At 65.4% G+C, this 22,293-nt stretch carries 21 protein-coding genes; 7 read left to right on the forward strand and 14 right to left on the reverse strand.

Features of this window, described 5'->3' with window-relative positions:
• Positions 1-118: 118 nt before the first annotated feature.
• From O3656_RS02595 to O3656_RS02640, 10 genes are all read right to left on the reverse strand, one after another.
• Positions 119-1,150: a hypothetical protein gene (locus O3656_RS02595; protein ID WP_500062499.1), complete on the reverse strand. Its 1,032-nt coding sequence runs from the start codon at positions 1,148-1,150 to the stop codon at positions 119-121.
• A 50-nt stretch (positions 1,151-1,200) separates the two neighbouring features.
• Entirely contained in the window at positions 1,201-2,292 is a 1,092-nt protein-coding gene (locus tag O3656_RS02600) for an ankyrin repeat domain-containing protein (protein WP_500062500.1), read from the reverse strand.
• Between the two features lie 48 nt (positions 2,293-2,340).
• Positions 2,341-3,330, reverse strand: a complete 990-nt coding sequence (locus O3656_RS02605) for an AlbA family DNA-binding domain-containing protein (RefSeq protein WP_500062501.1) — start codon at positions 3,328-3,330, stop codon at positions 2,341-2,343.
• An 85-nt stretch (positions 3,331-3,415) separates the two neighbouring features.
• Entirely contained in the window at positions 3,416-4,228 is an 813-nt protein-coding gene (locus O3656_RS02610; RefSeq protein ID WP_500062502.1) for a hypothetical protein, read from the reverse strand.
• Positions 4,228-4,956: an ABC transporter ATP-binding protein gene (locus O3656_RS02615; protein ID WP_500062503.1), complete on the reverse strand. Its 729-nt coding sequence runs from the start codon at positions 4,954-4,956 to the stop codon at positions 4,228-4,230. The genes O3656_RS02610 and O3656_RS02615 overlap by 1 nt, the downstream gene beginning before the upstream one ends.
• A gap of 19 nt (positions 4,957-4,975) precedes the next feature.
• Positions 4,976-5,338 (reverse strand): GntR family transcriptional regulator, encoded by a 363-nt coding sequence (locus tag O3656_RS02620; protein WP_500062504.1) that lies wholly within the window; start codon positions 5,336-5,338, stop codon positions 4,976-4,978.
• Positions 5,339-5,508: 170 nt separating this feature from the next.
• Complete coding sequence (locus tag O3656_RS02625; protein ID WP_500062505.1) at positions 5,509-7,875, reverse strand: glycogen/starch/alpha-glucan phosphorylase; 2,367 nt, start codon at positions 7,873-7,875, stop codon at positions 5,509-5,511.
• A 729-nt stretch (positions 7,876-8,604) separates the two neighbouring features.
• On the reverse strand, positions 8,605-9,174 hold the full coding sequence (locus tag O3656_RS02630) for an LPXTG cell wall anchor domain-containing protein (protein WP_500062506.1): 570 nt from the start codon (positions 9,172-9,174) through the stop codon (positions 8,605-8,607).
• A 201-nt stretch (positions 9,175-9,375) separates the two neighbouring features.
• Positions 9,376-10,005: a MarC family protein gene (locus O3656_RS02635; RefSeq protein WP_500062507.1), complete on the reverse strand. Its 630-nt coding sequence runs from the start codon at positions 10,003-10,005 to the stop codon at positions 9,376-9,378.
• Positions 10,002-10,850 carry a PHP domain-containing protein gene (locus tag O3656_RS02640; RefSeq protein WP_500062508.1) on the reverse strand — a complete coding sequence of 283 codons (849 nt, stop codon included), beginning with the start codon at positions 10,848-10,850 and terminating at the stop codon, positions 10,002-10,004. Before O3656_RS02640 ends, O3656_RS02635 begins: the two co-directional genes overlap by 4 nt.
• Positions 10,851-11,089: 239 nt before the next feature.
• On the opposite strand from O3656_RS02640, the gene O3656_RS02645 reads away from it, so the two are divergent.
• From O3656_RS02645 to O3656_RS02655, 3 genes are all read left to right on the forward strand, one after another.
• Positions 11,090-12,550 carry an amino acid permease gene (locus O3656_RS02645; RefSeq protein ID WP_500062509.1) on the forward strand — a complete coding sequence of 487 codons (1,461 nt, stop codon included), beginning with the start codon at positions 11,090-11,092 and terminating at the stop codon, positions 12,548-12,550.
• 15 nt (positions 12,551-12,565) lie between these two features.
• A complete protein-coding gene (locus O3656_RS02650) occupies positions 12,566-13,564 on the forward strand; it encodes an asparaginase (protein WP_500062510.1) in 999 nt (332 codons plus the stop codon).
• Between the two features lie 124 nt (positions 13,565-13,688).
• Positions 13,689-15,197 (forward strand): aminopeptidase P family protein, encoded by a 1,509-nt coding sequence (locus tag O3656_RS02655; RefSeq protein WP_500062511.1) that lies wholly within the window; start codon positions 13,689-13,691, stop codon positions 15,195-15,197.
• A 20-nt stretch (positions 15,198-15,217) separates the two neighbouring features.
• Here the strand turns inward: O3656_RS02655 and O3656_RS02660 are convergent, their stop codons facing one another.
• Positions 15,218-15,949 (reverse strand): YflT domain-containing protein, encoded by a 732-nt coding sequence (locus O3656_RS02660; RefSeq protein WP_500062512.1) that lies wholly within the window; start codon positions 15,947-15,949, stop codon positions 15,218-15,220.
• Between the two features lie 101 nt (positions 15,950-16,050).
• On the opposite strand from O3656_RS02660, the gene O3656_RS02665 reads away from it, so the two are divergent.
• The 4 genes from O3656_RS02665 (at position 16,051) to O3656_RS02680 (ending at position 19,894) form a co-directional block, all read left to right on the forward strand.
• Positions 16,051-17,355, forward strand: a complete 1,305-nt coding sequence (locus tag O3656_RS02665) for a magnesium transporter MgtE N-terminal domain-containing protein (protein ID WP_500062513.1) — start codon at positions 16,051-16,053, stop codon at positions 17,353-17,355.
• Positions 17,348-17,929 (forward strand): DUF1003 domain-containing protein, encoded by a 582-nt coding sequence (locus O3656_RS02670; RefSeq protein ID WP_500062514.1) that lies wholly within the window; start codon positions 17,348-17,350, stop codon positions 17,927-17,929. Before O3656_RS02665 ends, O3656_RS02670 begins: the two co-directional genes overlap by 8 nt.
• Positions 17,930-17,939: 10 nt before the next feature.
• Entirely contained in the window at positions 17,940-19,070 is a 1,131-nt protein-coding gene (locus O3656_RS02675) for an Mrp/NBP35 family ATP-binding protein (protein WP_500062515.1), read from the forward strand.
• A gap of 194 nt (positions 19,071-19,264) precedes the next feature.
• On the forward strand, positions 19,265-19,894 hold the full coding sequence (locus O3656_RS02680; protein ID WP_500062589.1) for an O-methyltransferase: 630 nt from the start codon (positions 19,265-19,267) through the stop codon (positions 19,892-19,894).
• Positions 19,895-19,957: 63 nt separating this feature from the next.
• Here the strand turns inward: O3656_RS02680 and O3656_RS02685 are convergent, their stop codons facing one another.
• From O3656_RS02685 to dapE, 3 genes are all read right to left on the reverse strand, one after another.
• Positions 19,958-20,122, reverse strand: coding sequence for a DUF3117 domain-containing protein (locus O3656_RS02685; RefSeq protein ID WP_500062516.1), 165 nt, complete (start codon positions 20,120-20,122; stop codon positions 19,958-19,960).
• A gap of 192 nt (positions 20,123-20,314) precedes the next feature.
• Positions 20,315-21,040, reverse strand: a complete 726-nt coding sequence (locus O3656_RS02690) for an LOG family protein (protein ID WP_500062517.1) — start codon at positions 21,038-21,040, stop codon at positions 20,315-20,317.
• A complete protein-coding gene (gene dapE / locus O3656_RS02695) occupies positions 21,041-22,222 on the reverse strand; it encodes a succinyl-diaminopimelate desuccinylase (RefSeq protein WP_500062518.1) in 1,182 nt (393 codons plus the stop codon).
• Between the last annotated feature and the right edge of the window lie 71 nt (positions 22,223-22,293).

Here is a 22,293-nt window from a genome sequence, read left to right on the forward strand (position 1 = left end):
CATCAGGAAGGGAATTGCATGCGACATTTGTGGGGAAGCATGCGCGCCATGAACTCTGTCTGCGACAGCTCAGCTATGGACTCAGCGCTAGAGCATCAGCGACAACACGAGAGACGAGTCAACGACGACCGAAGAGACCGCTCGCGACCAAGAAACACGCGCCGGCGACGAGGCCACTGACAGCAGCACCCATCAGCCGCGCGGGCGCAGCAACGCTACTCAAACCACTGGAATAATCTGCCGTCTTGCTCGCTACAACTGATACTTCGTCCGACCCAACAGACTTAGTCAGATCATCGACAACATCAGGAGGAACTTGCAAACTTACGGGCGAGGAGTCAGTTCTAGGTTCACATCCATCAATACACTTATCAAGTGATTCCTTTTCTGTACTAAAAGAGACGGGACGATCACAGTGATGTGGGGAAGCATCAGAATGTGTCACACCTTCACACTCACTTTCGCCAGACAACTTGCGTATAGAAGTACGAATAGAAGGAGAGACGATCCCAAACACGAACATTACAGCTAGAGCAGCAGCGTAGGAGACAGCCATTTCAAACAGCACGATACTACCGAGCTCACCTTCGCCACATTGCACCTCGTAGCAGTGAGCACGAAGCAGTGAATAGGAATCAAGCATTTTCGGAAGCAGGATTCCCACAATAATAAGAACACCACCGTGAAGCATATTCATTTCAGGACGTCGAGCTTCATTAGAAATGAAGGTAATTTGAAGCCCAGCTCCTACAACGAAAAGCGCCCATATAAAGAATGCTTCATAAACCGATACAAGTCCTAAAGTAGATGCTCCGATAGAAAACGCAAGGCTCTCTCCACCAAGCACATCAAAAACGATGCGGTATATTACTAGAAATATAGTAAATACCAGCAATTGCATCGTGACACAAAGACGCCGCCGCCCCCGACGAATCGACAATCCAAAAAAACAACAAGTCGCACTGAGAACAACAGAAGTCACGTACATCAACACGCAGGCTTCAGCAATCTCCCCATCAGCACGATGCGAAATAGCAGTGAGAGTTTTGCGGAAAAATACTGCAATTAATCCAAGCGAGAAACACCATAACACTCCATACATCACTGCAACTCGCCGTTGACGCAGCCACCCAAGAATTCGTTTACCCATTCGCCCAGTGTACCGCGGCGCACTTTACACTCTGAAGCCCGCCCCGTTGCTCACCGCCCCACGTCGGGCAGATTCGCCTCCACAAGAACAGGGTTTAAGCGCACCCACGCCACCGCCAGCTCCGTGATGTCGTCGACGGCCTGGTAGGACATCGAACGGGACTTGAGGGAGGCGACGGCGGCCTCGGCCCGAGCCACGGCGGCAGGCGGCATCGGCAGGCCCGAACGCACGACAGTCAGATACTGGTCCAGCAGCTTCCCGAAAGAGCGATCCCAGTTGATGCCACCGTTGTCGTACACCTCGTGGCCGACCCGCCCCGCAATGCGGATGACCTCGCCCTGCAGCGTCTGACACTGGCCACTGTCTGGGACCAGCTGGTCCCAGAGTCGGCTAAACATCTGGGTTGGCGTCGCACCCGCGTCGAAGGTAAGCCGCTCCCCCACGACAGGCGCGCGTTGCGCCTGGCGCTGCTCCACCCCGAACATGGCGCACAGCTCCGCCAACGCAGCCGAGGCCTCGTCGACCTGCGACTGCGAAAGGTGGTCCGGCAGCCCGTGCGTGATGAACGTGCAGCGCATCCGGTCCATGGCCCGCAGCGCGGTCGGCACACGCTCGCCGACAGGTGCCCCAACGGACAGAAGCAACCGAATCACCGCGAGTGCGCGCGGGGCGTCCAGGAAGTTGTGCCAGGACACCACGTTCTCGACAAGCGTCGCCTTCCCGTAGACCCGCGAGTCGGCAACAACCAGCGGATCCGCGCCCCACGAGATCATCCGCGACACGTCGGCAACGGGAAAACGCTCGACGACGCCGAACAGCGCCGTCTGGTCGGAGGTATCGCGCGCGTTAATGTCGCCTCCGCGAGCAATCAACAGCGGGATCTGATCGAGGCGCCGCGACCGCACGCGCGCGTGAATGGGAGTGCGCTGATACCGGTCACGCGAGTTGATGTCCTCGCCGCGGGCCAACAGGAAGTCCGTGATCTCCTCGGAGGCCGGGAAGTGCATGAGCCTCGGCTCGTAGACGGCCCCCCGAAGGTACGCGCCGATCTCGCAGCGCGCGACCGCGCGCGCGACGGCCTCGACGTCACCGGAGGCGATGATCTGCTCGATGTCCGCGGGCAGGGTCTTGCGCAGGCTCACACCCACCACTCTCCTCTCTGAGTTCCTGGCGCCAGTCTAACCGCGGACCTACTCCCCCTCAGACGACCCGACACCGTGCTTCGCGCGCTCCGTGAGCACGCGCTCGACGACGCGCGGCAGGCGGGTGGGGGTGTCGCGGTGGCGGCTCATGGCGAGGAACAGGCGGATGCGAGTCAGGGGCGAGACGCGCACGGATTCGGGCCAGCGCGCGGCCACGTACTGCACGGCGTCGGCGACCTCGAGGTGCCGCGTCGAGTTGCCGACGCGCACCCACAGCTCGGCCTCACCCTTGCCCTTGGGGCCCTTCAGGTACACGGGGCGCATGGACGGCGGGATCGTCACCCGGCATACCTCCTGGGGCCCGTAGCCCTCCTGGGGGTCCGAGGCCTCGGCGAAGTCAAGCAGCGGCAGCGCGGCCGCGTTGGTCCCCAGGCGCTGGCCCCACAGGTCGCGGATCCACAGCTCGAAGCGGTCGGCGTCCGGTGTCTTGAGGGTCGCGTAGTCGGGGCCCAGCCCGATGAGTCGCCCGTCGTCGTCCACGCCGATGAGCAGGGTGCCGCCGCCGGAGTTCATGAACGCGGCGACCGTCTTCGCAATGACGGTTTCCATGGCGTCGTCGCGCTTGCCGACGCGCATGTTCCAGCGGGCGCTCGACTTGAATTCGAGGGAGTCGGATTCGCCGCGCTTGGCAACCTCGGCGATGGGCTCGAGGCCGGGGCGCGGGTGCAGGTACGCGACGATCAGGGAGACGATGACGACCACGACGAGGGCCACCGCCGCGGCCACACCAATCATCGCGGGGCGCCACATGTCGGAGGAGGAGAAGATCCAGCCTGCGACCAGCAGGCCACCCCACAGGCCCCCGAGGCCGGTGAGGGTCGCCGAGGCCGTGGACATCGTCATGCGCGAGGCCAGGAGGCGCCGCACGACCATACCAATCACCCAAGCCAAGACAAGAAGCAGGACCTGAATGCCGATCCACCGCAGCAGGTCGGGGTTCTGGGGCGTGGCGCTAAACTGCGGCCCTCCAGCGGTCATAAGCGCTCCTCACAGACAAGTCGGCGGCGGGATCGGATGCAATAACCCTATCCCACCGCCGACTACCCCTCAGCGCATCACGCCATCAGCGCAAGGACGTGTGCTTCTCGATCGAGCGGGAGGCCCACGCGCCCAGGATCAGGGCGAACAGGGGCACGAGGACATAGGAGCCGATGCCGATGACGTTCGGGTGGCCGTCGGTTCCCATCGTCGCCCGGTACGAGGCCCACATGATCTCGGTGGAGAAGTGGCCGTCAGTCGTGACGGACAGCGGAAGGAAGAACGTGCCAACCGCGGAAAGCACCTGGTTGACGATATACACCAGCACGAAACCGATGATGGGCGCGCCGAAACCCATATGATTGAAGCGTCCTTCCGCGCCGATCGTCATAGCGGCGCAGGCCTGCACGACCCACGACATCGCAAGGATGAGCTGCGCGGCGATCATGAGGACCACGGTCAAGGTGGGCATTCCGGCCACGAGCGAACGCGGTCCGGCCGTGTACTCCGCGAGGCTGATGCCGTCGCTCCACGCGGCGGCCGACGCGACGGCGAGGATTCCGCCGACGGCCAGGGCGAGGGCCAGGAGGCACTCGATCGCGATGCGGGTGTTCTTCGCCCAGAAGATGACCTTTCCGGAGATTGGCAGGCTCATCGTGAAGTAGCCGCGCTGCCCGTAGAGGGTCTTCCAGTAGTCGGCCAGGGCCGCGATCGCGCAGGCGACCGGCGTGAGCGCGCACAGCGCGTAGGCGAGCACCGCGGTGGAGCCGCTGATCCCCGGCAGCCCCGCGGCGACGATTCCCGAGGCAACCGCGATCACAGCGATAAACGCCCCGAAGGAGCGCGCATCCGCCACGGCGCGCGACCGGATTTCGTAGGCTAGCAGTTTGGCGTACATCAGCGGTACTCCTTCCGGAAGATGGCGTCGAGGGAATCGCCGTGGGTGGCCCGCAGGTCGTCGGCGTCGCCTTGCAGGAGGACCTGTCCGTCCTTCATGAAGAGCGCGTAGTCGACGAAGTGCTCGATGTCGGAGATGAGGTGGGTGGACATGATGAGCAGTGAGGCGGGGTCAAATTCGCGCAGGATGCCGTCGAGGATGACGTCGCGCGTCGCCGGGTCGACGCCGCTGATGGGCTCGTCGAGCAGGTACACGCGGGCGCGCCGGGACATGATGAGGCTGATCTGGAGCTTCTCCCCCATGCCCTTGCTCATCTCACTGAGGCGGCGGTCGGTGGGCAGGCCGAAGAAGTTGATCATCGAGGCGGCCTTGTCGGCGTCGAAGTCAGCAAAGAACGTGGAGTAGACGCGGATGGCGTCCGCAGCGGTCCAGTCGGTGTTCAGGAAGTCGGCGTCGGGCAGGTAGGAGACGATCGCCTTGGTGGCGACGCCGGGTGCGTGCCCGTCGATGGTCACGGTTCCCTCGTAGTCGGAGAGGACACCGGCGAGGATCTTGAGCAGCGTGGTCTTGCCGCAGCCATTGGGGCCCATGAGGCCGACGATGTGGCCAGACTCGAGGCTCAGGTTGTAGTCGCGCAGGGCTGGGGTCGAGCGGTAGCTCTTCGTCAGGCCGGTGACCTCGACGAGGCCGGCGCCAGCCGCGCTCGCGCCTGTGGGTTGGGTGGTCATGAGAGTAGTTCCTCCTGGTTTACAGGTCCGCATTCCAGCGTTCATCGACGAGGCCGTGGGCACCTTCAACATCGACGCCGAGGGCTCGGCAGGCGCGGATGAATGCGTCGGCCGCGGCGCGGGCGTCCTCCTGGCGGAGGGTGCGCAGCGCGGTGTCGTCGGTGGCGACGTATCGTCCGGCCGTCCGTTTGGGGACGGTGAGTCCTTCGTCGTCGAGAGCGGCGAGGGCTCGTTGGACGGTGTTGGGGTTGGTGCCGGCCTCGATGGCGAGGTCGCGGACGGAGGGGATCTTCTGGCCAGGCTTCCACGTGCCGTCGGTGATACGGGCGCGGAAGCTGTCGGCCAGCTGGATCCAGATGGGGCGGGTGTCATCGATGCGCATCGATGTGTCCCTCCTGTCTTGCTGTATTAATACACTAATACAATGACACAGATGCCTAACTGTGTCAACCCACTAATACAGTTGGTTCACAGACCGATACAACCACATGTCTTCACGCAACAAGGGAGGCCCGGAACCATGCGGTTCCGGGCCTCCCCTACGCGATTGCGTCAGTCGATCGGCTCACCCTCGATGTGCCAGACCTCGCGAGCGTAGTCGGAGATCGTGCGGTCCGAGGAGAAGCGGCCGGAGCGGGAGATGTTCGCCCACACACGCTTATTCCAGGCCTTCTGGTCGCGGTAATCGGCGGCCATGCGATCCTTGGTCTCGCGGTAGGAGGCGAAGTCGCCCAGGACGTAGTACACGTCGGCCGGGTCGTATCCACCCTCGAGGATCGAGTGGCGGATGTCGTGGAACCAGCCGGAGTTGTTGTCATTGAGCGTACCGTCGATCAGGGCGTCGATGACGCGCTTGAGGCCGGGGACGTTCTCGTAGTGCCAACGGGGGTCGTAGTGGCGACGCAGCTCAGGCAGCTCATCGTCGGTCGCACCGAAGATGTAGGCATTGTCCGCACCCACGGCCTCGAGAATCTCAACGTTCGCGCCATCCAGCGTGCCCAGGGTGAGCGCGCCGTTCATCATGAACTTCATGTTGGACGTGCCCGAGGCTTCCTTACCAGCCATCGAGATCTGCTCGGAGACGTCGGCGGCGGGGATGATGTGCTCAGCGGGCGAGACGTTGTAGTTGTGGACGAAGACGACCTTGATGCGGCCATTGATGTCCTCGTCATTGTTCACCAGCTCCGCAATGGCGTTGATGAGCTTGATGATGGCCTTGGCGCGGATGTAGCCGGGGGCAGCCTTCGCACCGAAGATGAACACGCGGTTGGGGGTGTCCAGCGTCGGATCGTCCTTCATGCGGAAGTACAGGTCCAGGACGTAGAAGGCGTTGAGCAGCTGACGCTTGTACTCGTGCAGACGCTTGATCTGAACGTCGAAGATCGAGTCGGGGTCGATCTCGACGCCCTCGCGCTCCTTGATCCACGCGGCGAAGTCGACCTTGTTGGCGTGCTTGATCTCGCCCAGGCGCGTGAGCACGTCGTCGGTGCCGGCCTCGGTGAAGCCGGAGAGCACGGTGAGGTCACGGACCCACGCGTCGGAACCGGTGACCTCGTCGAGGAGGGCGGCCAGACGGGGGTTGCACTGCTTGAGCCAGCGGCGCGGGGTCACGCCGTTGGTCTTGTTGTTGAAGCGCTCGGGCCAGATGGCGTACCACTCCTTGAGGGTGTCGCGCTTGATGATCTCCGTGTGGAGGGCGGCGACGCCGTTGATGGAGTAGGACGCGTAGCAGGCAATCCAGGCCATGCGCACGGTGTTGCCCGAGACGGGGGCCATGTAGTCGATGGTGCCCTGGTCGAGGCCGCGCTCGGCCATGTCGATGCGGAAGCGGCGGTCGATCTCGCGCACGATCTCGGCGATGCGCGGGAACAGGCGGTCGAAGATGTGAATATCCCAGGTCTCGAGGGCCTCAGCCAGAACCGTGTGGTTCGTGTAGGCGAAGGTCTTGGAGACGACCGCCCAGGCCTCTTCCCAGCCGAGGCCGTGCTCATCCATGAGGATACGCATGAGCTCGGGGATAGCCAGGACCGGGTGGGTGTCGTTGAGCTGGACGGCGTTGTACTCGGCGAAGCCATTCAGGTCGGTGCCGTGGTGACGCACGTAGTTCTCGACGATCTCCTGCAGCGAGGCGGAGCAGAAGAAGTACTGCTGACGCACACGCAGGACCTTGCCCTCGAACGTGGTGTCGTTGGGGTACAGGACTCGGGAGATGTCCATGGTGCGCTCACGGTCGATGATTGCGTCGGTGAAGCGCTGGGAGTTGAAGGCGTCGTAGTCGAATTCCTCGATGGGCTCGGCCTTCCACAGGCGCAGGGTACCCACGTTCTTGGTGCCGTAGCCGGTGATCGCAATGTCGTAGGGGACGGCGCGCACGGTCAGGTCGGCGTAGGAGACGATGCGGGAGCGCTCTTCGCGGCGGGTGACGAAGGGGTAGCCCTCCTCCATCCACGGGTCCGGATGCTCGGTCTGGAAGCCGTTGTCGAAGAGCTGCTTGAACAGGCCGTAGCGGTACAGGATGCCGTAGCCACGCACGGGCAGGTCGAGGGTGGCGCAGGAGTCCAGGAAGCAGGCGGCAAGGCGGCCGAGGCCACCGTTACCGAGGGCGGCGTCCGGCTCCTCTTCGAGGACCTGACCGAGGTCGAGGCCGTAGGCGGCGAGGGCTTCGCGAGCCTTCTCGACGAGGCCGAGGTTCGACAGGTTGTTGAGCAGGGCTCGGCCCATGAGGAACTCGGCGGAGAAGTAGTGTTCCTGACGGCCCTTGGCGTAACGCTCCGTGGTGGCGGCCCAGTTATCCGCGATCTGATCGACGATTGCGGCGGACAGGCCCTGCCACACCTCCATCAGGGTCGAATCTTCAACGGGGCGTCCAGAGGTCGCACGCACATGAGAGGGCAGCGACTGCGTCAGATCCAGCGTCATACGATTTCCTTTTTTGTATCTGTGCCCTCTCGCCTCGCAGCGAACCCCAGGTAGGGGGCGGGCCTCACCTTAGAGATTACCGATACCTGCAGCTAATTCCCCGTTGTGAATCCCCTCTGGGAGATTCACCACCCCCGCCCACGTGACCGACTACACCACCACGAGACCCCCTATGACTAAAGACCCACCCAGCTCGTCGTGCGTCACACTGACATGCGATAACAGCTGCATCAAGACACGCGATTCACAGGCTAGAGGGCACCACAGGCCACCCAGACTCGTCCCACGTGACGACAACGGTCCTGTCACGAAAGATCCGTTCCAACAGATCGCATCGCCCGGCACCAGACGCCACCCGGATACAACATCACAAAAGATGCCAGGCACAGCACTCGACTCGGCGACCAGACCCGGACACGGGCGACAGGGAGCGCCCCTGCGGGGGCACTGCCCGCAGGGGCGCATACAGGAAAGTGGCACCCCTCGATGGAGCGGTGCCACTTTCCATCACCGGTTCAACATGAGGGCTCAATTCATGGTGACTTTCGGTACTTCCATTGTGCCTGTGACGCACGCATCAAATCAAGGCGAAACGGGTATCTTTCGGTGCAAATTCGGGGTTCTTAGGTGCACATTTGTGCACAAATCATCGTCGATCTGCGCAAACTAGACAAAACGCGGGCCCGCTCTTATCGAGCGGGCCCGCGATGCTTGTCAGGCGAGGACGCCTCAGTGACGCTTGCGAGCAATCACGAGGGTCACGCCACCAGCCAGTGCGATGACGCCAGCGCCAGCGGCGATCGAAGCGGCAGAACCGGTGTTCGCCAGGGTCGGGGCAGCCCCACCCTGGGCGCCGGACGAAGCCGGGGCGTTCGTGTTGCGGATGCCGCCACGAGCGGAAACGGGGGCCGGGCCATTGCCGGTCGCGATCTGGCCGCGGGTGGAGACGCCAGCGTTGCCGACGGGGCCGGAGGCCGCGCCTGCGCCACCCTGATCGGCGACGGGGGCGGGAGCCGGAGAATCGTTGGAGGGGGTCGGGGTCTCAGCGGAGCCACCGGTGTTGTTGTCGGCCGGGGTGGAGGGCTCGGGGGCCGGGTCCTCGGTGGCCGGGGTCGAGGGCTCGGGGGCCGGATCCTCGGTGGCCGGGGTCGAGGGGGTCTCGGTGGAGGGGGCCTCGGTAGCCGGGGTCGAGGGCTGCTCGGTGACGGGGGTCTCGGCGGCGAAAGCAACACCAGCCGAGGCAGCGATCAGGCCGAGCGCCGCAGTCGCGGCGAGCAGAGACGAGGTCGTCTTCTTCATTGTTACTCCTGGTACGGATGTGGTGAGGGATGAATGCGTGACCCTGACCAGTGCAGGCCGTGTCGTGTCACGGCGTTCTCCCCCACCCTACAACACTTCCTGACCGATACGCACAGATTTTCGCAAATCACCCCTCGGCGCGTCGCATACCACAGTGACACGGGAGCTTGACGGGCTCGAAACAACATGAAAATGCCCAGGTCAGCCCAGGTGAGCAGCCGCGATGAACTGGAAGATTCCCTCCATGATGAGCTGCGTCGCAATGGCTGCCAGCAGCAGACCAGAGATCTTTGTCAGCAACATGATGCCGCCGGGCCCCAGGAATCTGGAGACCACCAGGGAAAAACGCATGGTGAGCCACATGACGACATGGGCCAGGACAACGGCGACAATGACCGCAATCCACGAGCCGACGTTGGTGCCGGCCTGCCCGACGGCCACCATGACCGCGACGATCGAGCCGGGCCCCGCCAGGAGCGGCGTCCCCAGCGGCACGAGCGCGACGTTCACGCCCTCGTCCCCCGTATCCGGCGTCGACGAGTCGGTACCCATGAGGAGTTCCATAGCGACCAGGAAGAGCAGGACGCCGCCTGAGAGCTGCAGGGCCTCCATAGAAATATGCAGGAGGCGCAGGATCTGCCCGCCGAGGATCGCGAACGTCAGGATGACACCGAAGGAGACCAGCGTGGCTTGGACGGCGGCGCGACGCTGCTTCGGCTGCGTAAAGCGCGAGGTGAGCCCCAGGAAGATCGGGACGGTGCCGACGGGGTCCATAATGACCGTCAGCGTCGCGAAGGCGGTCGCGAAGAGGGTGACGTCGAAGAGACTCACGGCTCGACCACCTCAATGCAGCCCTGCGCGACAACCTCCGCGATGACCTGCGGGTCCGTCGTATTTTCGCCGATGCGGTTCGGCTTGCCCGTCCCGTGGTAGTCGGAGGAGCCGAACATCGCCAGGCCCATCTCCCGGGCCATGCGCTCGACGTCGGCGCGGTCCTCGGGCGCGTGGTCGCGGTGGTCGCGCTCGATGCCGAAGAGGCCCGCCTGGGCCATCTCGGCGATGACGGCCTCGGGAAGGAGCCGCTGGCGCTTGCGCGCACGGGGGTGGGCGAGGACGGGCACTCCCCCGGCCTCGCGCACGCAGCGCACGGCCTCGACCGGGTCGGGCGCCCAGTGGTGCACGTAGTACGGACCCGACGGGTGCAGGGCATGCACGAAGGCGGCGCTACGGTCAGGGAAAGCACCGGCGGCGACGAGCGCGTCAGCGATGTGCGGACGCCCCACAGGCCCGCCCTCGGGCGCGAAGGAAAGGACGTCCTCCCACGTGATCGGGTAGTCCGCGCTCAGGTTCTCCACCATGCGCGCGGCGCGCGTCTCGCGGTCCTCGCGGGTCCGACGGAAATTATCGACGAGGCCGGGGCTGGTCGGGTCGAAAAGGTAGGCCAGCAGGTGCACGGTGATCCCCGAGGACGAACACGACATCTCAGCACCACGGATGAGGCTCACGCCGGTGCTCGAGACGGCAGCTGCGGCCTCGTCCCATCCCGCCGTCGTATCGTGATCGGTCAGCGCGATGGCGTCCAGCCCGGCCTGCGCGGCGATCGCCAGGAGCTGCGCGGGCGTATCCGTCCCATCGGAATACGCGCTATGAGTATGGGGGTCAATTCGCTTCACCATTTGAGATTACCCCATTAATCCCATCACACAACCGCGCACGAGAGACGCCCCCACGAGCGCCGTCGTGCCTCGTCAAAAAACCGGTTTTTGCCCGATCTTGACCGTGTTTTCTGCACGTTCTCTCACCGCGGCCCACACGATGGTGGCCACCGGATCACCTGCAGCGATCAGCTGCCGACTGTAGGAAACTGACATCACACGGCCGTTTGGCCTCCCTCAACACCGATTGGAGTACATGCGTGTCTGACAAGGATCAGACCCAGGTGTCCACCGCGACCGACGCGGGAGATGCCGGGTACAACAAGGCTCTGAAAAACCGACACATCCAGATGATCGCCATCGGCGGCTCGATTGGCACCGGTCTGTTCCTGGGTGCTGGCGGCCGTCTGGCTCAGGGCGGCCCTGTGCTTGCGCTGTCCTATGCGGTGTGTGGCGTCTTCGCGTTCCTGATGGTCCGCGCCCTCGGCGAGCTGGCGGTCCGTCGCCCCTCGTCGGGCGCGTTCGTGTCCTACGCCCGCGAGTTCCTGGGCGAGAAGGGCGCGTTCGTCACCGGCTGGTTCTTCTTCCTGGACTGGGCGGTCACCGTCATGGCTGACATCACCGCGGTCGCCGTCTACATGCACTACTGGAATATGTTCAAGGCGGTCCCCCAGTGGGTCATCGCCCTCATCGCGCTGGCCCTCGTGTTCGTCCTGAACATGCTCAGCGTCAAGGCCTTCGGCGAGGCTGAGTTCTGGTTCGCGCTGATCAAGGTCGCCACGATCCTTATCTTCATGGGCGTCGCCATCTGGGCAATCCTCACGCAGGCGCCCGTCGGCGATTACTCCGCGGGTGTGCACAACATTGCCGAGTCCGGCGGCTGGTTCCCCGCCTCTCTGCCCGTTGTCTTCGCCCTGACCCTGGGCGTCGTCTTCGCCTTCGGCGGCACCGAGATGGTGGGCGTCGCGGCCGGCGAGGCCAAGAACGCCGCGACAATTCTGCCCAAGGCCATCAACTCGATGGTCATCCGCATTTTCTTCTTCTACGTCGGCTCCGTAACACTCTTCGCATTCGCGCTGCCCTACACCGCCTACTCTGGCGACGAGTCCCCCTTCACGACGTTCTTCTCCGGCATCGGCGTGCCCCACGCAGCTGACATCATGCAGGTCGTCGTCCTGACCGCCGCCCTGTCCTCGCTGAACGCCGGCCTGTACGCGACCGGTCGCACGCTGCGTTCGATGGCGCTCGTGGGTGAAGGCCCGCGCTTCGCGTCGCGTCTGAACAAGAACCACGTGCCCTACGGCGGCATCATCATCACCGCGTCGCTCGGCCTGCTGGGCGTCGTGCTCAACGCCTTCGTTCCTCAAAGCGCATTCGACATCGTCATGAACCTGGCGGGCATCGGCATCGCCGGCACCTGGGCGATGATCCTCATCTCGCACCTGGCATTCCTGCGCAAGGTCAAGCGCGGCGAGGCGGAGCGTCCCTCGTTCCGTATGCCCGGTGCCCCCTACACCAACTACCTGGCGCTGCTCTTCTTCGCGGTGGTCGTCGGCTCGAACGTCATGACCTTTGAAGGCCGCGCAACCCTCGCACTCTTCGGTGTGGTCGTCGTCCTCATGGTCGCCGGCTGGTACTTCGTGCGCGGGCGCGTCGGCAACCTGACCGACGAGGCCGCCGCCTCGCTCCAGGGTGACGAGACCCTGGTGTCGGGCGACTGATCGAAAGGACTGACCGTGCGTCTTCACGTCACGTATGCAGGTGGAACCATCGGCATGGTCGATTCCCCCGAGGGGCTGCGCCCCGGCGCTGACCTGCAGGGGTGGTTTGGATCCCAGCTGGAGGGCATCGAGCTGGCGTCGAACATTTCCATGTCGACGCTGGACCCGCTCATCGACTCCTCGGAGGCTACCCCCGAGGACTGGCAGGCCATCATCGACGACATTAACGCGCACGCCGACGAAGCAGACGCCTTCTTGGTCCTGCACGGCACGGACACGATGGCTTACTCGGCCGCGGCCCTGTCCTACGCGCTGGTGAGCATGGGCAAGCCCGTCGTCCTGACCGGCTCCCAGTACCCGCTCGGTGTCGTCGGCTCGGACGCGTCGGCGAACGTCACGGGTGCGCTACGCGCAGCGATTTCGCCGCGCGCTCGCGGGGTCATGCTGTTCTTCGGCCACAAGCTCCTGGCGGGCAACCGCGCCACGAAGACCTCGTCGTGGGCCTTCCGCGGCTTCGAGTCGCCCTCCGTGTCCCCGATGGCACGCACGGGTGCCCCCTGGCGCTGGTACGGCGCTCCCCATCCGGGTACCGGCTGGACCGATCCCAGCCCGTACACGCGCCAGGATGTCGCCGTCATCGACGTGGTTCCCGGTATGAGCGCCGCACGGCTGCGCGCGATGACGACGCCCCACCCCGATGCGGTCATCCTGCGCACCTTCGGCGTGGGTAACATCCCCGCGTCCGAGCCGGGCCTGGTGGATGTCCTGACCGAGCTCGCCAACGCGGATGTGCCGATCATCGTCGCCTCCCAGTGCTACCAGTCCGAGGTCATGCTCGGCCACTACGAGGCCGGCAACGCCCTCGCGCAGCTGGGCGCGATCGGCGCGCACGACATGACGCTCGAGGCCCTCTACGCCAAGACCGTCTTCCTGCTCTCGCAGGGCAAGCGCGGCGCGGACTTCAAGCGCTGGATGGACCTGTCCATCGCAGGAGAGCTCACCCTCCAGGACTGATCCTCTCCTACCTGACCTGCCCCGGCCTCGTCCCAGCGCCCACCGCGCGACCTGGGAACGAGGCCGGGGTTTGTCATGACCATCGGGTCCTCCCCCGGGACGAAGCGGCCGTAGAATAGTGACCATGAGTGAAGAAGCGTCCCAGTCCATGGCCGACCGCGGCCAAAACCGATCCCGCCAGCCTCAGTCCTCTGCCTTCCGCGACTTCATTGGCACCGGGTGGGGGCCTCGCCCCTCCGAGCTGCCCGAGCGCGAACGCGTCGCCGACTTCCTGACCGACCGCGCCCTCAAGGCCGGTGCCCCCTTCCCGGGCGAGCGCCTCGTCGTGCCCGCGGGGCCCTACAAGGTCCGCTCGAACGACTGCGACTACCGTTTCCGCGCGCACTCCGCCTTCGCGCACCTGTCGGGCCTGGGCGGCGAGAAGGAGCCGGACACCGTCCTGGTGCTGGAGCCGAACGAGGATGGCACGCACACTCCCCTGCTCTTCTTTAAGCCCCGCGCCTCGCGTTCCTCCAAGGAGTTCTACGCGGATCCGCGCTACGGCGAATTCTGGGTGGGCGCGCGCCCCTCGCTCGAAGAGGTCAGCGCGCAGACCGGCCTGGAGACCCGCCACATCGACACGCTGCGCGACGTGCTGGCAAAGGACGCCGGGACCGTGCAGCTGCGCATCGTGCGCGGCGTGGATGGATGCGTCGAGGCCATGGTGAACGAGGTGCGCACGCAGGCTTCGCTGCCCGCGGGAGAGGATGCGCGCAAGGAGGACGAGGCCCTCGAAGAACATCTCTCGGAGATCCGCCTCATCAAGGACGCCTTCGAACTCGAGGAGATGATCCGCGCGGTCGAGGTCACCAAGGCCGGCTTCGAGGACATCATCCGCGTCCTGCCGCGCGCCGTGGGGCATCGCCGTGGCGAGCGCGTCATCGAGGGCGCTTTCGCTGCCAACGCCCGCGAAGAGGGCAATGGCCTGGGCTATGAGACCATTGCGGCGTCCGGTAACCACGCGAACACCCTGCACTGGATCGACAACGACGGCGAGGTACGCGACGGGGACCTCGTGCTCGTTGACGCCGGCGTCGAGGTCGACTCCCTCTACACGGCCGACATCACGCGCACGCTGCCCGTCAACGGCCGTTTCACCGAGGTCCAGGCCCGCGTCTACCAGGCCGTCCTCGACGCCTGCGAGGCCGCCCTGGCACGCGCGAACGAGCCGGGCTGCCGCTTCAAGGACGTGCACGACGCGGCCATGAGAGTCATCGCCGCCCGCCTGCATGAGTGGGGCATCCTGCCCGTCACCCCGGAAGAGTCGCTGTCCCCCGAGGGCCAGCAGCACCGCCGCTGGATGCCGCACGGCACCAGCCACCACCTGGGCCTGGACGTGCACGACTGCGCGAAGGCGCGCGCGGAGCTCTACCAGGGCGCGCTGCTGGAGCCGGGCATGGTCTTCACGATCGAGCCGGGCCTGTACTTCCGCGCCGACGACCTGCTGATCCCCGAGGAATACCGGGGCATCGGCGTGCGCATCGAGGACGACGTCGTGGTGAACGCCGACGGCACCGTCACGCGCATCTCCGAGGACATTCCGCGTACGATCGCCGACGTCGAGGAGTGGATCACGCGCGTTCAGTCCCGCTGAGCCACGCGAAGACGCTGAGGTTACGCCTCGGTCTGGTCCTCTCGGGACGAGGCCGGGGCGTCCTCGCGTGCGGCGGGCGCGCTCTCGGGGGTGGTCACCGCGGGCGCTGGCGACTCGGGCGCGGAAGGCGTGGCCACGGCCTCGTGCGCATCGGTGTCGGGCGAGCCCCCGGGCACCTCCCCGTCCTTGGTCGCCGCGCCGAAGCGGGGGCGGCCATCGGGGAAGAAACCGACGGAATCCTTCTTCGGGCGCGCCTGCTCGCTGCGCGGGCGCACGACGCGCGCACGGTTTCCGGGGGTGCGCTGCAGGATCTGATAGGCGCGGTCGATGTCGGCCGAGGCCAGGACCGCGTAGCGCTGCGCGACAACCTGCTGGGAGGACACAAGGTCGCGGCTGCGTCCGCGAACGATGAAGGACAGAGCGGACAGAGCCATGCCGATCAGGGCACCGACGATGATGCCGCCAGCGACCCACGTTCCCGTGCCGCCCGCGCTCTGGCCAGCGGACATGAGCATGCCGCCCAGGGCTCCCCACAGGCCGCCGCTGGAGGCACCCGAGAGGGACGCGCGGGCAATCGTCAGGCGTCCTTTGACGCGCTCGACGAGGTGCAGATCGGAGCCAACAATCGTGATCGCGGAAACGTCGAAGCCGGCGTCCGACAGGAAATCAACGGCCGCACGCGCCTGGGCGTAGGTCTGGTAGGAAGCCACCTCCGTGCCCGTGGGCATCTGCGGGTCCGTCACGACAGCCATTTCTTCTCCTTCGTCCCCGGCCTCGGTGGCATGGAACGCATTGTTCATGCGGCGACCGGCTCATCAGTACGCATCTGTGGTCACCAGCCTAAGATGTAAGGGTGAGCATTGCATCTATTGAACTAGGCACCAAGGGCCGCCGCGTTTACATCGGGAAGCTCGCTGGCACTAGTGTTTTCGACCCTTTGGGCGACCAGGTCGGCAAGATTCACGATGTCGTTGTCATCTTTCGGCTGAAATCTGAAGCCAACGTCATCGGCTTCGTCGTCGAGGTCGGCCCGCGTAAACGCGTCTTCCTGCCGCTGACCCGCGTGACCTCAATCGAGTCTGGGTCGGTCATTACGACGGGCCTGCTCAACATCCGTTCGTTCACGCAGCGTCCCATCGAGACGCTCGTGCTCTCCGAGCTCTTCGACCGCGTCGTCACGATGAACGACGGCTCGGGGCAGGTGCGTATCCTCGACGTCGCGATGCGCCAGCGCCGCCCCAAGGACTGGGTGATCTCCACCCTGCACGTCCAGCGCGTGCGCACGTCCTCCCTCGGTTTCACGCGCAGCGGCGAGACCCTCACCGTGGACGTGTCCGAGGTCTCCGGCCTGCTCAAGACCGACTCCAACCAGGCGGCGACCGCACTCGTGCAGTACACGGAGGACATGCGCCCCGCGGACCTGGCGGACTTCATGCACACGCTCCCCCAGGACCGCAAGATGGCGGTCGCCATGCAGCTGACGGATGCCCGTCTGGCAGACGTGCTCGAGGAGCTGGGCAACGACGACCGTATCGCGATCGTCTCCGCGCTGGAAGCCGCCCGAGCCGCCGACGTTCTGGACGTCATGCAGCCCGACGACGCGGCGGACCTCGTCGCGGAGCTGCCGGAGGCACAAGCGCAGTCCCTGCTGGCCCTCATGGAGCCCGAAGAGGCCGAGGACGTGCGTCGACTCATGACCTACGACGAGTCGACAGCGGGTTCGCTCATGACCACCGAGCCCGTCATTTTCGGTCCCAACGCGACCGTCGCGCAGATGCTCGCAGCCGTGCGACGCGAGGACATCCCGGCCTCGATCGCGACCGTCGCCTTCATCGCACGCCCGCCCCAGGAGACGCCGACCGGCCAGTACCTGGGCATGGTCCACATCCAGCGCGCGCTGCGCGAGCCCCCACAGACGCTCCTGGGGACGATCCTGGACCGCGACATCGAGTCCGTGGACCCCAACGCGCACATCGCGACCGTGACGCGTCTGCTCGCAACCTACAACCTGACCGTCCTGCCCGTCGTCGATGAGGACGGGCACCTGCACGGTGCCGTCTCGGTCGATGACGTCCTCGACGAGCTGCTGCCCGAGGACTGGCGAGACTTCGACGACGACGTGACCGACCGCATGATGGCAAGGAGCATCGATGGCTGATCGTCTGGATAATCCCCTCGACAAGCGTCGGTCTTTCTTCCGCCGCTCCTCCGGTAGCGGCGACGGTTTCGGCCGCTTCGCCGAGGCCACCGCCCGCTTCATGGGTTCGCCCAAGTTCGTCCTCTACATGACGATCTTCGTCGTCGCCTGGATCAGCGCGAACCTTATCCTCGCGGGAATTAGCGAGAAGGCCGCCTGGGACCCCTACCCCTTCATCCTGTTGAACCTCGCGTTCTCGACCCAGGCCTCGTACTCGGCCCCGCTGATTATGCTCGCGCAGAACCGCCAGGATGCCCGCGACCGCGTCGTGGCCGAACAGGACCGCATTCGCGCCGAGCGTAACCTCGCCGACACCGAGTACCTCGCCCGCGAGATCGCAGGCCTGCGCCTGGCCCTCCAGGACGTCGCCACGCGCGACTTCGTGCGCTCCGAACTGCGCGACATGCTCGAGGACCTGCGCGCCGAGATCGCCGCGGACGCTGCCAACGCCTCGGCGCATGAGGATGAGACAGAGAGCGATCACGAGTCCGACGAAGCCCTTCGTCCCCTAGAAGATGGGCACACCGGCCAGTAGAGTGGAGTCCATGCCAGTCACGCTTGATTCCGTCATGGCGGCTCTCGGTGAGGTCATCGACCCCGAGATCCGCCGCCCCATCACCGACCTGAACATGGTGACCCCCGACCTGGTCACCATCGACGGCTCGTCCGTCGCGATCAAGGTCCTGCTCACCACGGCTGGGTGTCCTCTGCGCACCCAGATCACGAAGGATGTCACCGAGCGTGTCGGCGCCCTTGACGGCGTCGACAGCGTTTCCGTCGAGATGGGCGTCATGGACGACGCTCAGAAGAAGGCCCTGCGTGAGAAGCTCAACGGCGGTCGTCCCGAGCGCGAGATTCCCTTCTCACGCCCCGACTCCCTCACGCGCGTCATCGCCGTGACCTCCGGCAAGGGCGGCGTCGGCAAGTCCTCCATGACCGCGAACCTGGCCGCCGCGCTCGCCACGCAGGGCCTCAAGGTCGGCGTCATGGACGCGGACATCTACGGCTTCTCGATTCCTCGTATGCTCGGCGTGGACCACGACCCGCAGGTCATCGACGGCATGATGATCCCGCCCGTGGGCGCCGGCGGCGTTAAGGTCATTTCGATCGGCATGTTCGTGCCCGACGGCCAGGCCGTCATCTGGCGCGGCCCCATGCTGCATCGCGCGCTCCAGCAGTTCCTCGCGGACGTGTTCTGGGGTGACCTCGACGTTCTGCTCATCGATATGCCTCCGGGCACGGGCGACGTCGCGATCTCGATCGCGCAGCTGCTGCCGAACTCGGAGATCCTCGTGGTGACGACCCCGCAGGTCGCGGCCGCTGAGGTCGCCGAGCGCGCCGGTTCGATCGCCGCCCAGACGAACCAGAAGGTCATCGGCGTCGTCGAAAACATGTCCTTCCTGCCTCAGCCCGACGGCTCGCGTCTGGAGATCTTCGGCGCGGGCGGCGGCGAGTCCGTTTCGCAGCGCCTGACCGCCCAGCTCGGCTACTCCGTGCCGCTGCTCGCTCAGGTACCCCTCGATATCGCACTGCGCGAGGGCGGCGACCGCGGCGAGCCCGTCTCCGTCGCCTCCGGTCCCGCCGCCGAGGAGCTGACGGCCCTCGCCAAGCAGCTCTCCTCGGCCCATCGCGGGTTGGCGGGCCGCCCCCTGGGCGTCTCCCCCATCCAGCACTGAGCCCGCGTGCTCTTCCCCGGCCTCGTCCACCTGACGAGGCCGGGGTTTTGACTGCTCGTCACGCGCTGTTTTCGCTGGGAATCGGAGTGCCACCGCGCCCTGACGTCACGCCGCCTGTACGCTGATGCGTGGGGAGGGCGCAGCGCGTGCGTGCCTCTCGCCGAGGCGACCAATACGACGTGAGGATCAAGGCGATGGCGGACAAGGCCCAGACGTGGGTGTACACCGAGGACTATGTTGCGGAGAGCGACGCGCTGACCGCCGCACGCGCCGTCGCCACGGAAATGGGTGCCACTCCTGTCTCCCCGGGGACGGGTGCGGCCCTGCGCATGCTCGCCGCGGTGTCGGGGGCACGCGCCATCCTCGAGATCGGTACCGGTGCCGGCGTCTCGGGGCTGTGGATCCTCGATGGTATGGCCTCCGATGGCGTCCTGACGACGATTGACTCCGAGTCCGAGCTCTTGGGGCATGCGCGTCGCAACTTCGCCGCAGCGGGACTGTCCTCCCACCGCACGCGCTTGATCGCCGGGCGTGCCCTCGATGTTCTGCCGCGCATGGCCGCTCGCGGTTACGACATGGTCGTTCTCGACGGTGACCTGGAGGAGACCCCGCAGTACCTCGATCACGCCGTCCGTATCCTGCGCCCCGGTGGCACGATCGCCTTCGTGCACGCGCTGTGGCACGATCAGGTTGCCGATCCGGCTCGTCGCGACGCGCACACCGTTGTCGCGCGCGAGGTCATCAACTACCTGCGCGACTCCGAGGAGTTCGTGCCCGCACTGCTGCCCGTCGGCGACGGCCTGGCGGTCGCGGTCAAGCGCTGAGCCCACAGACAACAAGGAAGCGGTGGGACAGGAGAACCTGTCCCACCGCTTCTATGTATTGGATCAGATGGCTGCGCCGAGCGCTCTGGCGAGTTCCGTAGCTTCGTCCGGAGTCATCTCGATGACGAGACGCCCGCCCCCTTCCGTGGGAATCCGCATGACGATGCCGCGACCTTCAGCACTGACTTCCAGGGGGCCGTCCCCCGTACGAGGCTTCATTGCTGCCATGAGAGTACTCCTTCTCAGAGTTATGCCCGCGCCTCCACAGGCGGGGTAACATATCCATTTTACCGGAAAAGCGCCGTTTTTCCTTAACAGCTCGCAAAGAGAAATCAAAAGAAAATAGGCCGTCCGATCAATTAGGCCGATTATCGCAGCATTGAGCGCAATTCTCGGACCCTCAGAAAGAGGAACTAACTACTAGGCACCCGTCGCGAGACGAACCGCTTCCTCCGGATCATCAACGACACGCAGCAGGTCCACATCGCCCGGAGAGATCATTCCGGCCTCGACCATCGAGGAACGGATCCACTCCACCAAACCCGACCAGTACGCAGCGCCCACGAGAACTAACGGGAACGAACGAATCTTCCCCGTCTGCACCAGCGTCGCGGACTCGAAGAGCTCATCCATCGTGCCGAAGCCGCCGGGCATCACAATGAAACCCTGGGAGTACTTCACGAACATCGTCTTACGTGCGAAGAAGTAACGGAAGTTAACACCCAGGTTCACCCACTGATTCATCCCCTGCTCGTGGGGCAGCTCAATACCCAGCCCCACGGACGTGCCACCGGCCTCCCAGGCGCCCCGGTTCGCGGCCTCCATCATGCCGGGACCACCGCCGGTGACGACCGCGTAGCCACGCTCGACGAGCAGGTGGCCGATCCGCTGAGCGCACTCGTAGAGGGGCTCCTCGGGACGCGTCCGTGCGGACCCGAAGACGGAGATGGCGGGACCGACCTCGGCCAGCGCCTCGAAGCCCTCAACGAACTCGGACTGGATGCGCAGGACGCGCCACGGGTCCTCGTGCTTCCAGTCGGCACTCTGCTCGGACTGAAGCAGGGACGCGTCTGCCGTCAGGCGCGGAATCTGATCCCCGCGCAGGACGACGGATCCGCGGCGATAGGTGTGCGTCGGCTTGGTCATTCATGCCTCCTCGTGTGTGTCGGCGTCATCGCCGATCGATGCGAGCACGAACGCGCGCAGCGTGTCGTGCACTCTGACAATATCCGATACGGGCGCGTGTTCGTCGCGTGTGTGCGCCAGCAGCGGATCACCGGGGCCAAAGTTCATGGCGGGCACGCCGATCTCGCCAAAGCGCGCGACATCGGTCCACCCGACCTTCGCGCTGAGCTGGAGCTCGCTGCCCTGCGCGCGGGCCACGGAGCGCGCGACGGACAGGAACCGCTGGGCCAGGGGCGAGTCCGCGCCCGGCCTGGCGCCCTCACACAGGTCGTCGACCTCGATCGTGACGCCCGTCCCCTCGAAGAGCCCACGCACCCACTCCAGGGCATCCTCGGCACGCGTGGAGGGGGCGAAACGGTAGTTGACGGTCATCGAGGCCGCCTCGGGGATGACGTTGTTCGCGATGCCGCCCTCGACGCGCACGACCGACAGGGATTCACGGAATTGTAGTCCGTCGACCGTGACGACGGGGTTTGCGTACGCGGCGATGCGCTCAATGACGGGAGCCATCGCGTGAATCGCGTTGACCCCCATCCACGCGCGCGCCGAGTGAGCCGCGCGGCCCGGGAAGTGCGCGATGACGCGCAGCGTGCCATTGCAGCCGCCTTCCACGTGAGCGGCGGTGGGCTCACCCAGCAGCGCCAGGTCGCCCGCCAGCCACTCGGGATGGTTGCGCTGGACGCGCCCGAGGCCGTTGAGATGGGAGGCGACCTCCTCATGGTCGTAGAAGATCCACGTGACATCGGCATTCAACATGGCGTCGTTACCCTCGCGGATGGCCGCCCCGACCTCGCAGGCGAGTGCGAGGGCCGCCGCGCAACCGCCGAGCATGTCGACCGACCCACGCCCCCACAGGATCTCCTGCCCGTCGCGCTCCTCGAAGCGGCCGGGAACGTTGTCGGCAATGGGAACGGTGTCGAGGTGGCCGGCGAGGACCACGCGCTGGGTGAGGCCGAGCCGGGTCCGCGCACACACGGCATCCCCGTCGCGCAGGATCTCCAGGGCCGGAACCGACCCGAATCCGGCGCTTCGGAGGGCCTCTTCAACGCCGTCAGCCAGTGGGCCCTCATCTCCCGACACCGAGGGGATGTCGATCATCTGGCGTGTCAGCTCAACGGCATCCATCACGTTCGTCAGCTGCATGATTCCTCCTTCGTGGATGCCTCCAGGATACCGGCGCGGCCCCCCACCTGCGTCTTCCCGCCGTTGCATCA

Source organism: Pauljensenia sp. 27098_8_83 (genome assembly GCF_041432695.1).
In the GTDB taxonomy this organism is placed as follows: Bacteria; Actinomycetota; Actinomycetes; order Actinomycetales; family Actinomycetaceae; genus Pauljensenia.

What these genes read in the sequence shown, in the direction of transcription:
- O3656_RS02595 (WP_500062499.1), bottom strand. Translation starts at nt 1,150, where the DNA reads ATGGGTAAACGAATTCTTGGGTGGCTGCGTCAACGGCGAGTTGCAGTG.
- O3656_RS02605 (WP_500062501.1), bottom strand. Translation starts at nt 3,330, where the DNA reads ATGACCGCTGGAGGGCCGCAGTTTAGCGCCACGCCCCAGAACCCCGAC.
- O3656_RS02610 (WP_500062502.1), bottom strand. Translation starts at nt 4,228, where the DNA reads ATGTACGCCAAACTGCTAGCCTACGAAATCCGGTCGCGCGCCGTGGCG.
- O3656_RS02615 (WP_500062503.1), bottom strand. Translation starts at nt 4,956, where the DNA reads ATGACCACCCAACCCACAGGCGCGAGCGCGGCTGGCGCCGGCCTCGTC.
- O3656_RS02620 (WP_500062504.1), bottom strand. Translation starts at nt 5,338, where the DNA reads ATGCGCATCGATGACACCCGCCCCATCTGGATCCAGCTGGCCGACAGC.
- O3656_RS02625 (WP_500062505.1), bottom strand. Translation starts at nt 7,875, where the DNA reads ATGACGCTGGATCTGACGCAGTCGCTGCCCTCTCATGTGCGTGCGACC.
- O3656_RS02630 (WP_500062506.1), bottom strand. Translation starts at nt 9,174, where the DNA reads ATGAAGAAGACGACCTCGTCTCTGCTCGCCGCGACTGCGGCGCTCGGC.
- O3656_RS02640 (WP_500062508.1), bottom strand. Translation starts at nt 10,850, where the DNA reads ATGGTGAAGCGAATTGACCCCCATACTCATAGCGCGTATTCCGATGGG.
- O3656_RS02655 (WP_500062511.1), top strand. Translation starts at nt 13,689, where the DNA reads ATGAGTGAAGAAGCGTCCCAGTCCATGGCCGACCGCGGCCAAAACCGA.
- O3656_RS02660 (WP_500062512.1), bottom strand. Translation starts at nt 15,949, where the DNA reads ATGGCTGTCGTGACGGACCCGCAGATGCCCACGGGCACGGAGGTGGCT.
- O3656_RS02670 (WP_500062514.1), top strand. Translation starts at nt 17,348, where the DNA reads ATGGCTGATCGTCTGGATAATCCCCTCGACAAGCGTCGGTCTTTCTTC.
- O3656_RS02675 (WP_500062515.1), top strand. Translation starts at nt 17,940, where the DNA reads ATGCCAGTCACGCTTGATTCCGTCATGGCGGCTCTCGGTGAGGTCATC.
- O3656_RS02680 (WP_500062589.1), top strand. Translation starts at nt 19,265, where the DNA reads ATGGCGGACAAGGCCCAGACGTGGGTGTACACCGAGGACTATGTTGCG.
- O3656_RS02685 (WP_500062516.1), bottom strand. Translation starts at nt 20,122, where the DNA reads ATGGCAGCAATGAAGCCTCGTACGGGGGACGGCCCCCTGGAAGTCAGT.
- O3656_RS02690 (WP_500062517.1), bottom strand. Translation starts at nt 21,040, where the DNA reads ATGACCAAGCCGACGCACACCTATCGCCGCGGATCCGTCGTCCTGCGC.
- dapE (WP_500062518.1), bottom strand. Translation starts at nt 22,222, where the DNA reads ATGCAGCTGACGAACGTGATGGATGCCGTTGAGCTGACACGCCAGATG.